Origin of the sequence: Vibrio sp. 2096 (assembly GCF_033339595.1) — a bacterium.
In the GTDB taxonomy this organism is placed as follows: Bacteria; Pseudomonadota; Gammaproteobacteria; order Enterobacterales; family Vibrionaceae; genus Vibrio; species Vibrio alginolyticus.
In genome coordinates, this window is record NZ_JAWOUX010000013.1 from 43271 (window position 1) to 57710 (window position 14440).

Genomic DNA, 14440 nt, shown 5'->3' on the forward strand with positions numbered 1-14440 from the left:
ATACTTTACTCAACAACTCAAGATTTTTAGTCTTCGCGTTTCACTAATAACATACTAGAATCTGAGTATTCGTTTAGTTTGCACATAGGCCAGCTCTTAATAATTTCGTAATTTTTTCTGTTGATTTCTAAAGGTACTTCTATCATCACATCAATGAAATGTTTACTGTTATATGGAGTAGACTGCCGATGTAATACAATTTCTAACTTATCTTCGCGTGGGATTGCAGTACTTTTTACATAAACACTCGGAGACACAACAGCCTCTACCGCGGTCCGTTCTCTCAAAAATACTAGCAATTGCTCTTTAATGTCGCTCATTATTTTTTCTCTATTTATTAATAGCTTAGCTTATACATTGTGTTTCTGTACACTCAGATATCTGACCATATACAGCGACAAAATCAACCTATAGATTCTGTTCGCACTGTATTTGACTTTTTTCATTAGGATTCTGTGATGAAAGCCTCAAATAAAAATGATAGCCTCAACATATCATTGATACCCATTAATTATCATTGACAGTCATCACCTGTTAATTGACAATGTGACTGTCAATTTTATGGAGAGTCACAATGTCATCAGTCACTGAATCCGTTTTGCAGAATTTGGAAAAAGCAAACGAGAGCGTAAGTCGTACCGAGTCAGAACGTCGAGCAAACATCCTTCAGCAATCGAAGGTTGTACTCGATGAACAGTTTGAAGTCAGCAAGGTCATTCTTAATCACTCAGTTCCACAAACCAAAATGAGCAAAATGTGTGGCTGGGACTCTGTCAACACGTTTAAGAAAAAGGAAGAAGATTGGGTGGAGCAAGGCTATCAACCACCTGAAATGATCCGTGGTAAGTATGCGTATTCGCCAGACTATATTCATGAAATTCTCGATTTAGCTGGTAAGCCAAAATGGTCTGATTTTAATCGTGGTACTCATATTATCAATGTACAGAACCAGAAAGGTGGTACAGGTAAGTCCATGACGACTATTAACCTGGCTCAGGCATTAGGTTTACAGCACCTTGAACGTATCCGCATTCTAATCATTGATTTAGATCCACAGGGTTCACTTAAATTGTTCGCTCAATCTAAGGAATACAAACAAAATGATCTGGACCAACTCACTGCCGTTGACATTATGACAGCGGATCTTGAGGGTAAAGATTCTCTATATCAAAATTTCGTGAATTATGGTTTAAGTCATGAGGATATTATTGATGAAGCAATCCTTAATACCTTCTTACCTAATGTTCGAATCATGCCAGCGTTTCCTGAGGATGAGCGATTTTCGTCTTTACATTGGCTCGGAGAAGAAAACCTAATTCCAAGATTAAAAGAACGAGTTATCGACCCTATTCGTAACCAATACGACTTAATCTTTATTGATACAGGACCTCAAATCAACCCGCTTACTTGGAGTGCACTGTACGCTTGTAATGGTTTGTTGGTACCAGTATCTCCAAAGGCTCTCGACTGGAGCTCCACAACTCAATTCTTGGATAATTTACCTAACCAGGTTCGAGCTTTGCCAGAAGGTTCAGAAGGTATTCGTTGGATTAAAATTGCCCGTACCAACGTCGAAGAAGAGAAAGACCGAGATACTGAGCTATCAAATCGTATCAAAGATGAGTACCGTTCCATGGTATTCAATAACTACATCATTCGCTCAAATGCTTTTGATACCGCAGCCAAAAATTATCGAACAGTACTAGATGTCGCTTCTAGCGAAGGTATTTGTATCCCTCGACAGCTACGTGACTCTAAGGACTCAGTAATTGATTTAGCAAATGAGCTTAAAGATCACTTAAAAGATATCGATTTATAAAGAGGGCACCATGTCAAGTCATAGAAGAAATGTCCAAGCTTATACACCAGGTGGTAATCGTACCTCGAAGTTATCATCAGATAGTGTTGCAATCACAACGAAAGAGGAGCAACTCCTTAACGAGGCAGCTCAAGCAGGAGTATCCGAACTAGAAATTGCGGTTGATGGCCAAGAAGTCTTGTTTCAACTGGTCGAAATTCCTTTTGATAAAATTGAAGCCGAAACATTCGTATCAGAGGATAATGTTCGAGATCAATCAATTATGTCTCGGCTGTCAGTTATAGATATTACCAACAAGATCTCTGATAAGGGTCAACTCTATCCCGGTCTTGCTATAAAACACACTGATTCACAAGGGGGTGTCACTTATGAAGTTATTGATGGCTCTCAACGCAGAAGCGGTTGTTTCTACAGTAAGCGCGGTTTTAAGATCTATGCTACAAGTCAAAATATTACACGCGAAAGTAAGCAGTCTTTATCTGAAGTAAGTAATACACATAGACCCATGTCTCTCTATGAGTTAGGTAAGCAATGGCTGAACCTCAAGAAAGAACAAGGTTTGAACAATATTCAGATTGCCACCGAGAAAGGCTATGACAAAAACTTAGTCTCAGCTGGTATAAAAGCGGCAGAGCTACCAAAATGGCTAATAGATGTCATTCCTAGTGTTCCTGATCTAGGAAGACCTTCAATAATTGAATTAGACAAGAAAATAACTAGCCTTTCTGATAAAGAAAAATCAGGCTTTGAAAATTTTTGCTCATCTTTATTAGAAGAGACAGAAAACCTAAGGCTTACAGCATTAAGTGCTAAACACGCCAACGCTCAAATCGTAAAAAAGATTCTGTCATACAGCTATGCCGAGCATGATGAGGATCAAGGGCAAGATGCATTGACAAAGCCAAAGAAACTTAAGAAGAAACTTGATAACGGCTCTGAAGTTCACGTAAAACATGACTCCTTGAAAGGTGAGTTCAGTTTCACAGTTAAAAATATAAGCGATGAGCAAAAGCAGCAGCTTGATCAGCTTTTAGGAGATTGGGGATTATCCATATAGTGTGGCGTTTATCTATCATGCTGAAAAATTGGGCATTTAACTGTTTATAGTGTCATTTTCTTTGAACTAAGCTGTAAACCTGTATATAATTCGCTTCGGAGTTAAATTGCCCCCAAGCGTTTATCTCTGTCCCCCTCTTACGCTTTTGCGTAGGAGGGGGTTCTTTTTTTCAAACCAGAAAATATACAACTCCCCCTCCCCTAATATCTTTACTTGATCAACTCCAAACTTGCGAAAATAAGCTTGTAGCCACAGAATTCTTTAGGCCAGTGTATCCTTTTACTGATATAAGTTACTCTTTTATCAACCTCAATGGCTTGTACTATTTTAAGAGAGTGATGAGAGCAAACCAATGGACTTGTATACTAATCGAACTTCAAAAAATGATTTCATTAAACATGGCATCACAGATCATATAGAAGATGGAATGGACTTATTCATTGCTTCAGCTTTTTTCACAGAGTTTGATGTTATAGATGAGGTCCTTGGAAAAGGATGTAATTTAAAAATCATTGTGCGACTTGGTTTTCCAACCTCACCATCTGCACTAGATAGATTACTAAACAATAATAAGGTTGAAGCTAGGTTCTTCACGACCAACTCATTCCATCCTAAGCTTTACATTTTTGGTGATAAGTCCATCTTGTTGGGTTCAGCGAATCTAACTCGATCCGCCATATATTCTAATCAAGAAGTTATGATTGGCATCCACCCGGAAGATCATAGATTTATAGAACTGCAAGAGTTATTCAGTGAATACTGGCGTGACGCAAAAGTGCTCAATAGAGATGCAGTCAAATGCTATCGGAGTATCTATAACAAGTACTATCATGCAAATAAACTATTAAATGACATGGAACACGATGTCATCGACACCATGGGGGATGTGAACTTCTCGAACATCAATCGCGGTAAAAAGAAAGCATCACAGAAGTCTATTTTCCAAGATACATACCAGCGTTCATATCAAGAATCAGTTAGTGCTTTTAATCGAATAGTAGAAATCTACAAAACCTTCGATAGAAAAGTTAACGGTGACTTAATACCATTAAGATTAGAAATTGACTCATTCTTCAGCTTTGTTCGCGACTTCTATGCCACTCAAGACACTTGGAAGCACCAACCTCTTGGATGGGATGAACAACAACGGTCTAAAACGGCAAAACTTATTAATGAATGGATGAATACAAAATGGGAACATTTTGAGGATCGCATTGTTCCGCATAATTATCCCCTTATAAAAAAAGTCCTCGGTTCAAAGGAAGCAATCATATCAGCTTCAATGATTGATATAGTTGAGGCACTTTGCGTTCTGCACTCTTTCCATGACCGGTTTCGCTTCTACAAAGGTGGCCTCAATACATTAAAGGAGAGCTTTATGGGAAGTAATGAAGAACAGAGGGTAAAAAAGACTCTGATATACCTACTATACGGCACTGGAGACCCTGTAACACGTATGGCAAACTGCATATACGATAGTGAGTATAAGTTGAACCAATTCGGAAAATCTAATGTTCAGGAGCTAATTGGATGGATTAACAAAGAAGATTTGCCAGTCATCAACGGTAGGACAACTAAAGTACTAAGATACTTCGGCAACAAAGTTGTTCAAGTAAGTGAGTAACGAAAGTTATAGTTATTGACGCCTCACTTCTGTTGAAATGAGGCAATATGATATCCTAAAAACTACGCTACTTCTTCTACCTCTGCATCGGTCTCAATAAGTCTAATCATTTGCTCATATAAATTAGTCCGCTCAAAGTTCTCCTTTGTATATTTGCTTCGAAGATACTTCTCTACCCCTTTGACAGTTACATTTCTATCTGATGATAATGGTTGCTTAAACACTTGAGCCAGCAACTGGCAAAAGTCATGCCCATTCGCGGTCTGATATATACAATAACCAGCTTGATTTAACTCTACGTATTTATTGTATATGTCGATACAATGAGTTTGTTCTACTCTCGGACTTCTTCTGATTGCAGCTTCGATTAAGATTTGAATGTTTATTGACACATTAAAATCGTTAACCGTCACAGCTTCGCTAGTAAAGTAGTTCATACCTTTGAATCTCACATTCAAATTCAGCAACCTACAAGCGAGTTTTACAAGACCGATTTCATTACAGACGCTCATCAGATTACTCATTAATCTCTGACCAACTTCATCGATCTGCATCGGACCCAGAATATGATTTTGTGTATGTTCAGTTATAAAATCTGTGATAAATTCATCATGAAGCATCATAATTTCTGCATCATGCACGTCCGTCATAAATGTATCGTTGTAAGTCTTTTCTAGTACGTGGTCGAAGTCTGCATCGACTATACCGTAAACTTGATTAGAAATACGAGTCCTCAGCCTATCAACAGCTTCTATGACATCCGCCTTTCCACTTGCTGGAGTGCAGTAAAAGAACTCTGTATTTCTCAACACCATGTTAAACAGAGTAATATCGGAGTCGCCTTCAACAACAAATATAATCCTATTGCCTACGTGGTCAGTTTGGACCTGTAAAAGCAGAGCGCTAAATTTAGTTTCATCGCTACGTTCTCTGGTAGCATCTCTTAAACTCGACATAACTAGTTACTCTTTGCAATCACATGCTTGTCAAAGAGGTCAATTGAACTTTCCCATTCATCACCAATCACATCCGGTGAATGCGTTGTTACTATAAGCTGTGAGTAGTGATTAAACTTTGATATTTGAGAGAACTCATTAAGGAGGTCTTTCTGCCATGAAATGTGTAGAGATACCTCAGGTTCGTCTATCAAAATGATTGCACCATTTTCTGCTTTGAAAATTAGATCAAAGAAAATAGATACTTGGTTCTTCTCGCCTGAAGACAACTTTTCTAAAGGTATATTAGCACCAACATGATTGAAGAATGCGAAGCCGTATTCCGGGTTAACTGCTATAGTTTTAAATGAAAACTTTTTCTTCTCAATTAGCTTCGAGAACTCGCTCAAACGTCCTACAAAGTCTTCATGCAAAGATTCTTCATAGAATATTTCATCCAATTTATCACTCAAGTTAATGGTGTAGTCTGATACAAGGTTTAAGTCATTCAATTCGAGATACTTACTCGACTTTGGTAGCAATCCGAAACGAGTGTAAGGTGCTAACAGGTCTTGTAGGCCAACTATCCTCTCTTTCTGCATGTACGGTAATGCGTTATTTTGAACTTCGTGTGATTCTATTGAAATGCATGAAAATAAGTCATAAACCAACTGGTCAAGCTTGTGCAATTTACTTAGCGCAAACTTCATTTTATCTTCTAGAAACGCTCTTTGCTTTGTAATGATGCTATATGCTTCAGTTTCGTCATTCAGATGTACAGAATGGATAAGAATAGAAAAAGCTTTTCTGTAATCAAATACCTTTTCTTCAGACAAGTTTTGGGTTGAAGGAATGATGATCTTTTTTGCGTCATTAAGAAATGACTCGATCTGCATACCAGATTCTGAGTTGAAGTAACGGACAAGACCAAGATTGGTTTTCAGTTCGAATGTATCAAAACTTATTTTAGATAATTCTTTGTAGTTATTTGAGATAGCATTATGAATCAATTTGAGAAGCATAGTCTTACCATAGCCATTGGGGCCTGTAATAACCACATGATCGGACTCTGGAAGTTCAATGTCATAGTTTAAAAAACCAAACAGATTCTTAACTGTAATTTTTTCTATTCTTAGGAACATTTTGTAGTATTTTTATTGAAAATTATGTCGCATTGTACCATTAGAGGTAATGTCGTAAAGTGCATATTGATTCTGGGTATTTCTGTTTCTGTGGGTTATTCAGTGATTTATGGGTAATGACCAAAGACCAACGTAGCTTGAATAGTAAAGATTTATTAGTCTGAACTCTTTACTTTATCTAGACGATTTATATCCACATTCTTAACCAAAGCATCTGCATCAAATATCAATTGATTTTTTTCATTAACTTTTGGTCTGAATAAAACTAGTACTTTACCAAACTCCCCTTCTGCCTCAGCTGTTAAGGTCGTATTTCCTGAACTATCAACCAAGTAGTTTGTTGAGTCTGAATCCAACCTTCCAATTCGGCCATTCACGTGAATAATTCCAACGTCATAGTCTCTTGATGACAAACTCTCGGAAAAATACTTTTTTAACTCTTCAGGGTTATCCAATATAGATTCAGGGTCATCAACGTACGCACTTGCAACCTTAAGTTCTATATTCTGTTTATTATGAATTGATGTATAATCCGGCCCATTTGGAGTATTTGAAATGCCAGGGCTAACATATAAGCCCACAATTGCCCAAATTGCTGAACATGATGTAACTATTGCTCCTCCACCTTTTGATGAAACCTTGAGATTGTTCCATTCGATTAGTTGCTCCTCTTCCTTTAACGAGGCGCCTCTTTTGAAAATTTTATAACCAAAGTACGCAACGAAAGAACCAATAGAGAAACACAGAAGCATCCCTATACCGTTAAAGACAATAATACCCAATCCTTCCATGGATCTCCCTTATCTTAATTTTACTATTATTTTGTTAATTCATCTAAACAAGCTTAGATCATTCTTGTATCAACAGAGCTCAAACTTAGATTCTTTTTTCTTAGGCTCACCTTACATTCTGTTTACTTATGAACTATTAGTTATTCCGAAAGTATTTATCTGTATTCATTAATTCGTATCGGCAAGTGAGCTTTTTCTAAGGAGTATTTTGTGGCTACCATTCATTCAAACGCATTTGAATTTAATCTCGATGGCTTAACTAATATCAATTTCATAGAACAATCCCATTGTATCACCCATGGTCAACCTTATGATGGAGTCCGTTGCTACAACGCTTGTCACAAGGAGCCAGCAAAATTGGTTGTACTTGCTGGCAGGAAGGGGTCACATGAAGTTTCTAACTGGCTAGTGTCAAATGTAAATTGGCCCAAAGAAAACGGCCTAGGAGGTGCAATAGCAGATACCTATATGGATGACATTCCACGTAAACTCAATTTTGCCATTCGTGGTTGTATCATACTCACCATTTTCGGTATTGAGTACACAATCGAAGACATTGTCCTCGCACAAGGTAAGTCTGGTGCTTACAACAACTGGTGGCTTGGTTCGAGCTCAATGATAAAGATAAAGGCAGAAAACATGACAGATTCATATGCTCAGGAGCTGTCCGAAATGGCCAACAAGTTGATTATGGCAGGACTATCTAAGAGTTTCGCTAGAGCAATCAATGCTATCGGCATTGGAATATACAAATTAACAAAACCACATAAAGTGGGTCGTTGTCTAATTGGGTGCACGAATGACCAATTCGATAAAAGTAAGTCCGTGGTTTTCATAAGTATGAAAAACAGTTCGGCTGATGCAACTATGATGGGTACTTACGCGCTTGATTCTGAAAAATTGTAGTATTTAAAACACTTTAGATTAAGAATATACATTGTATATTCTAATACTTTTTTTTGAACAACCATGTTGATTAATAGTTAATCAAGAGTTCTGGAACACTATGCCAGATGGATATCTGAGTAATATACACTGTATACTATTTTAACAAATAGCTCCCTTTAAAATATACAGTGTATATTTACAATGTGACATCAATACTGGTCCCATTAGAATATACACTGTATATCACCCCAAAAATTCACATCACTTAAGCGTATTGATTAACTTAATTAAACTATCTGGGTCAGAGGTGTAGAGCGATACCAGCTCCTTTTTACTTAGGTTAGTTAGTATCTTGGCTATCAAATCCTGGTTAGTATTGGTTACTAGGTTCTGAACCTTAAACTCTGAATACCCCATAACCATCGCAACATACAAGTGCCTGTTTTCCTTAAACCACTTCCAATAGGCAGACTTAGAGAAGCCTTCATCTACAAGTCGATCTGGAGCACTAGGCAATCCTAGTTCGGCGTTAACCTCTTTTATGGTTTCCAATTCCACCAGCCTGTTGACAAATAGCTTTAGTTCATCGTAATCATTACAGTAGTTGAATGCATTATCCAACATGAAAGCCTGTTTCGGCTTTGATTTCTGCCACAGTTTTATTGTGCTTTCACTCTGTTTAAACGCTTCAGCTAAGAGAGATAAATCGTTTTTATAGTCATAAGTAAACATAATTGTTTTATAGATTTAATAGTGATTCGAGTAAGGGTTTTGGCGTTACATTTCTTGTAGAACGTTTAGTTACTTTTGTCGTATGCATATTACTATCGACTCGATCAGGAGAAATTGTAACATTCGTATTTACTGGCATTGTACATAAATCCGTTGATAGAGATAGACGCTGTTCGAGTGAAAACTTTGATATTGTTTCACGAAGAGAAAATCTCTTTATATCTTCAATTTGAGCTTTAAACCACTCGAGGGTGATAAGAGCCTCAGATAGGTTTGACTCATATTCTCCCAACCGAGTTAAGTAGTTTTCTACGCTTGGGTTAAATGAAGCTAGAAAATCTTGTTTGTCTAAGTTAATCACATTTGAGGCTGGTGTTTCGATATTACTTAGTCGCGTGTATAGAGCTGCATTCAGATTTCTCAATTCAGTTTTTAGACAAAGATATTCCTCTGAACTTTTATACTTAAAAACATCGTCAAATTTCAAGTTAGATAGGTCTTTAGATACCTTAGCGATTTTTGAAACTGTTTCACTATCAATACTATTAATGGCATTTGAATACACTCCTTTAAGTGCCCAGTTCATCGCAATAGATTGCTCTAGTACTGAAACAACTGAGTTTAGCTGTTCGATTGTAAAGTGTGTAATTTCCTTCTTAATAGATGGCTTAGCATTCAGTTCTGTTAGTTGGTTAGTAGAGAGAGAACTTTTGTAGAACTCTTCAATCGATTTGAACGAGTCTGAGCTTAATAAAGACCAGCACTTTAATGTTCGATGAATCTGAGGCTGATTATCGGTCAAGAATAGTGTGGGATTGTTTAGCTTGACAGTTGATTCACCAAATCGAGCCAGGTATTTCTTCAATCTATCACAGTGATTCCTTAATCTACTCTCACAGCCTTCCAACGGCCTAGACAGTTGCAGCTTTATTTTGTGTCTTATTGCGTTTCTACGCTCCCGAACATGAAGTAATAGCTTAGCTTTATCGATCCTATGCTTTTGCATAGAAACCATAAAAGGCAATTGTTTTAGTTCTGATGCATTCATGTCTTGGTAGTCGAAACAACCAAGTTCTGACAGTAACTCTGTTCTCTTGGCTATGTCGAGGAATGTCGGGTAGTACTTTAACGATATCCTAACGGCCCCTGTCTCTACCATAGAACGTGCCACAGCTCCTAATTGCGTGGACCGTACTGATTGTTTTCTATTAGAGAGAGACAATCTACGTCTTCTTATGTTCTGAATGAGTGCAAGATCATGTTCAGCTTTAATTCTTTCGTAAGGTTGGGTTAAGTGCCACTGACTGAGAGTTCTTTCATTAACTACAATATTTAACTTGTCGCCTAGAGCGGCATTAGGGTCAATATAATGTGCTGGTGTAAAAACATCTTTAACTTCTTCGCCCAAGAGATCGATGTCAGGGTGAAGCACTCTATGATTATCTGCATGCGCATAGTGAAGTCTTGGATTTGTTTCAAGATTATAGAAAGAGAGTCTTGTTGTTCCCTTAGTAAGTTTACCTGATCTAATTTTTGCTACACGTTTTGTGAAATCTAATGAAGGTTTAACTTTTCGAGCCTTTTCCTGGTATTGGATATCAGTAACATGCGATAGATAGGGTATAGAAAGCTTGGTGTTTATCTTTCCACCGCCAAACATAGAACTAAAGGATGCATAAATCACTTTCGTAGCTTCTTGGATAGAACTAAATTCAATGCTACTAATTTGCTCATCAATTTCGTTATACCAATTTAGTGCTTTTTTGTTTGCATAACCCTTAAGTAGACTAGTTTTAAAGTACTCTGAAAATGCACTAGAAGCTTTACGTCCATTACACTCCAACTTGATTACCTTATCAGAGTTACTTGAAATCAAATCAAAGAGTTCAACTCTCTCAGCATTGACCATCACTGAAATCCTTCCTAAGAGATCACAATGTTTAGATCGAGAAGTGTCCTGGCTGATTGGTTCCAGCTTTAAATTATGAGCAATACTCACTTTTACAGGTAACTGTGTTTTAGGGAGGATCTTCGTGGTGCAGTTAAAATCGCTTTCATTCAAATCGCTCGCATCTATTGGACGCTCCCAGTAGCTAAGAAAGGACTTATGATTATCAATAAACCGCACTGGGTCATTGTCAACATTAAGAGTTTTCATTAATACGGCTTCAGGTAATTTCGATGAGTTAATGCTGATTTTTCCATGAATAGATTCGTACTCTGCATTACTTTTAGGATAAGGAATCCAGCCATTACCTCTCAAAAGTTCATTCCAGATAACCAAAGGTCTATAGGGAAGGGCATTTACTCCATCTAGACTCCATCTAAACGAAAGATAAGCAGCATGCTTTTCAGAAAAAATGTTTATTAAGGGTTTCTGGGCCTCTTGAATGTACATATCAAGAAATGCTCTTCTGGCTTTAGCGTTCAAGCTTCTATCATTTTTGATGTCTATAACGCCTTCATGTTGGTCGACGTACCCACTTTTATATAGTCGTTTGAACTCTTCAGCTTTTTTAGATGACTCAATTGAAATTTGAGCAAAATACCTAACCAACTTTTCTAAATACTTTACTTTTAGAACGTTCGGCTGAAATGCTACTCGTTGATATGCTGCAAAATCGATAGCTTTGGCATGCATCATTCTCGCATCCATATTGCAACTCAGCTGAAACATGAAATCTCTAATGCGCAGAACCTCTTCCTGTAAAAACACTTTCCATCGAGTATGTTTAGCTAGTGAGTTTTGGGTTTTATCGTGTTGAACCATTGTGCATAGTGTGCATCCAAATCGACTAGATCCATTGCAACCATTTGAATTCTTTTGTCCTACTGCAATCTCACAGACATCAGAAGAAGCATTCCCATAAATGGCCAAAAGCAGGGCGAAATCAGAAAGGAAGCCGGGAAGGGGAGGGAGCCCAGCTAAACTACGAGTAAGAGGCTTAGCTCCAGAAAGTTCTAAGGAAGTGAAAACCTCTTGGGTAGACCAGTCACGTATTGGAGCGTATAGAAACAGTGGGTAGCCTGTATTTAAGTCAGACTCTTTCATCTCTTTCAATAAATCACTTATAGACTTATCACTGGTTCCCTGAATAACCATATTACCTTTTCGCTTTGTACTCTCGTTGTTTCTTTGCCCTGTAGCGCAAATCACATCAAAACGGGTGTATTGCTGTAGTTCTTCGTCTGATTTAAAGCGGTCCAATAGGTTTTTTAAATATCTTTCGCTAGGAACAATTTTGAGAATAGAGCTGCAGTCACTATTACGTTGTGCATTTGGTATTAGCTTATTACTAGTCAGGTATTTGTTCGCGTACTCTTCATGAAATGACGGAGTGACAATATCGTAGTAAACGTTAATATCGTTATCTTTTGCATAGTCAATAAACTTAGATTTAACCCACCTGGTGTACATAACCATTGGAAGTGATTCCGAAAGAGTGTCAACCGTTGAAACAATTAAGGGGCGAGTTTTTTCGATCCAACCATTTTGAATACAAACTCGATAAGCTTCAGAAGCAGCATTCAAAACTGTGCTGGAGTCTTTACCCATACTGCAAGGAACAAACACTAGCGAATCACTAGATCGCAAAATCGTTATAAACTCTTCTACAACCGCATTGAACTTGAAGCTAACACTCTCGTGCAAAGCCACCAATTCGTTTTCTATTAGGTTTGTTGTTTCAAAAATATTAACCATTGGCTGAACCATTACTAAAGACCGACAACTATATAATACCATATTTAAACACACTTTATAGACTTAAATATACTTAGTGCACTTTTTTGTGCACATATATTGAAGGAGGTGTATTTATATGGTATTTTACTTCTATTCTTTTAGTCATCGGGTCAAGACATGTACACACCAATTTATTCTGAACAAGACCTTCAATTAGTACTCTTCAGAGCTAACGAGGGTATTTGCACGAATGGCATTTCTGTATTTGAGGGGGTAATAACAGGCAAAGAATTTGCTGAGAACTTCACTGAAGAAGAGAGCTCAGATAGTTTAAATGAGTATCAAAAAAGACAGAGAGACCTTGAGAAAGGTCGTGCACAAGGTTTGATTAAGTATTTCGACAATAGGGAGGATACAGTACTCCCTAGCATTACTGTCTTTGTTTCTTCATTAAAACTCCATGAGGAAATATCTATTGGTAACAAAGAAGTCGTCACAGCCACATTAGAAAGTTCATCTGACCGTCTTGTATGTGATGGTCAGAACCGTTTGAATTTGTTTAAGGACAGAGTTACGAATGCTAGTCCTACTCAGTACCATACGCTGGGAGTTAAATTCATTGTTACAAACACGGACACCTTAGAGCCAGTCACTCAAAAGATTAGACAGGTATTTTCTGACTACCACTTACACCTTCGTAAACCAACATCAGCACAAAACTTATTCTTTGACAGCTCGCAAAGCTTTTCCAGATTAATTAGGGACCAGATACTCGATAATGTATTAGTTGATGGTCATTCACTAAAGCGGTTTATAAGTACCACAGGAAAACCCAAGAAATCCCAGTTAATGGACTTGAAGCAGTTAGGCGATTTCATTTGTACCGCATTAGGTACAACTCCTGTAAAAATGAACAAATTGCTTGAAGGTTCAAGCGATACCGAAGCTGAAATAATTCGCTTAACAACTCCATTCCTCACCAAGTTTTTTTCTCTTATACCTATGAGGTTTCTTTCAGACTCAGGGCCAAATGTTATGTACACGAAAAGTATATTTTGGAAAGGGACTGCGATAGTAATTCGATCTATCTTTGAAGAGCATTTGTCTCGAATGCATAAAGCCCCCATTGATTGGTCAGTACTAGATGGGATAGTTCGATTGCCTGTGAAAGATATTACACATGACTTTTGGCTAGAGAATAATGTAGTACAGAAATCTATTTCAAGAAATGGAAGTATTAAATACAGAATGATCCGCAGCTCAGAGAGAAGCTGTGCTACTGCTATTTGTAAAGAACTAGAACTACCCTCAGTGGGAGAAGAAGTATGAAGTCACCAGAGAGTAATGACTTAGACCTGAAAGCACATCGATGCCCTAATGCGATGACAATGGCGAGAATGGGTCTATCTCGAGCAATTAAGGAAGGTGTTAATGAGTACAACATATACAGCATAGAACCACTGTTAGGAAAGCACATATCTGCTTACTTAAATGATGTCCAATGTAAATTTGAAATTCACATTGAATCGGTAAGGATACGTGACGAACATAAAAAGTTATGGTGTAACGAAAGCACAATCTTTGATGAAGATGATTTCGAGTTTGCAGAGCACTACTGTCGGTACCGTATCGCCTTCACCAACAAATCAAATTATGGTGAAAGTTGAGTACAACCCTTAAAAGAAACCGTGAACCAATTTCCTTAGTTCGAAAACTAAAGTTGATTGTAATTCGCTCAAGGCCTATATTGCTTTTTATCCATAAATG

General features: G+C 37.6%; 12 protein-coding genes. 6 read left to right on the plus strand and 6 right to left on the minus strand.

Annotated features, from left to right (window positions below):
• Positions 1–26: 26 nt before the first annotated feature.
• On the minus strand, positions 27–320 hold the full coding sequence (locus R7Q41_RS19895; RefSeq protein WP_025633953.1) for a hypothetical protein: 294 nt from the start codon (positions 318–320) through the stop codon (positions 27–29).
• Between the two features lie 254 nt (positions 321–574).
• On the opposite strand from R7Q41_RS19895, the gene R7Q41_RS19900 reads away from it, so the two are divergent.
• The 3 genes from R7Q41_RS19900 to R7Q41_RS19910 all read left to right on the plus strand — a co-directional run bounded on the left by R7Q41_RS19900 (position 575) and on the right by R7Q41_RS19910 (position 4500).
• The gene (locus tag R7Q41_RS19900; RefSeq protein WP_025633952.1) at positions 575–1819 is read left to right on the plus strand and encodes a ParA family protein; all 1245 of its coding nucleotides are present in this window, start codon (positions 575–577) and stop codon (positions 1817–1819) included.
• A gap of 10 nt (positions 1820–1829) precedes the next feature.
• Positions 1830–2876: a ParB N-terminal domain-containing protein gene (locus tag R7Q41_RS19905; RefSeq protein ID WP_025633951.1), complete on the plus strand. Its 1047-nt coding sequence runs from the start codon at positions 1830–1832 to the stop codon at positions 2874–2876.
• Positions 2877–3228: 352 nt separating this feature from the next.
• Positions 3229–4500 (plus strand): phospholipase D family protein, encoded by a 1272-nt coding sequence (locus R7Q41_RS19910; RefSeq protein ID WP_025633950.1) that lies wholly within the window; start codon positions 3229–3231, stop codon positions 4498–4500.
• Between the two features lie 62 nt (positions 4501–4562).
• Here R7Q41_RS19910 and R7Q41_RS19915 read toward each other — a convergent pair whose 3' ends face one another.
• The 3 genes from R7Q41_RS19915 to R7Q41_RS19925 all read right to left on the minus strand — a co-directional run bounded on the left by R7Q41_RS19915 (position 4563) and on the right by R7Q41_RS19925 (position 7368).
• Entirely contained in the window at positions 4563–5456 is an 894-nt protein-coding gene (locus tag R7Q41_RS19915) for a DUF4435 domain-containing protein (RefSeq protein ID WP_025633948.1), read from the minus strand.
• 2 nt (positions 5457–5458) lie between these two features.
• Positions 5459–6577, minus strand: coding sequence for an AAA family ATPase (locus tag R7Q41_RS19920; RefSeq protein ID WP_025633946.1), 1119 nt, complete (start codon positions 6575–6577; stop codon positions 5459–5461).
• A 155-nt stretch (positions 6578–6732) separates the two neighbouring features.
• Positions 6733–7368, minus strand: coding sequence for a hypothetical protein (locus R7Q41_RS19925; RefSeq protein WP_025633944.1), 636 nt, complete (start codon positions 7366–7368; stop codon positions 6733–6735).
• Between the two features lie 210 nt (positions 7369–7578).
• Here R7Q41_RS19925 and R7Q41_RS19930 point away from each other — a divergent pair, with 210 nt between their 5' ends.
• Complete coding sequence (locus R7Q41_RS19930) at positions 7579–8274, plus strand: hypothetical protein (protein ID WP_025633943.1); 696 nt, start codon at positions 7579–7581, stop codon at positions 8272–8274.
• 243 nt (positions 8275–8517) lie between these two features.
• On the opposite strand, the gene R7Q41_RS19935 is transcribed toward R7Q41_RS19930, so the two are convergent.
• Positions 8518–8988: a hypothetical protein gene (locus tag R7Q41_RS19935; protein ID WP_025633942.1), complete on the minus strand. Its 471-nt coding sequence runs from the start codon at positions 8986–8988 to the stop codon at positions 8518–8520.
• Between the two features lie 7 nt (positions 8989–8995).
• The gene (locus R7Q41_RS19940) at positions 8996–12703 is read right to left on the minus strand and encodes a hypothetical protein (protein WP_139351517.1); all 3708 of its coding nucleotides are present in this window, start codon (positions 12701–12703) and stop codon (positions 8996–8998) included.
• A 147-nt stretch (positions 12704–12850) separates the two neighbouring features.
• Here R7Q41_RS19940 and R7Q41_RS19945 point away from each other — a divergent pair, with 147 nt between their 5' ends.
• Positions 12851–14002: a DGQHR domain-containing protein gene (locus R7Q41_RS19945; protein ID WP_077202323.1), complete on the plus strand. Its 1152-nt coding sequence runs from the start codon at positions 12851–12853 to the stop codon at positions 14000–14002.
• Complete coding sequence (locus R7Q41_RS19950; RefSeq protein WP_042776211.1) at positions 13999–14340, plus strand: hypothetical protein; 342 nt, start codon at positions 13999–14001, stop codon at positions 14338–14340. The genes R7Q41_RS19945 and R7Q41_RS19950 overlap by 4 nt, the downstream gene beginning before the upstream one ends.
• The last annotated feature ends 100 nt before the right edge of the window (positions 14341–14440 follow it).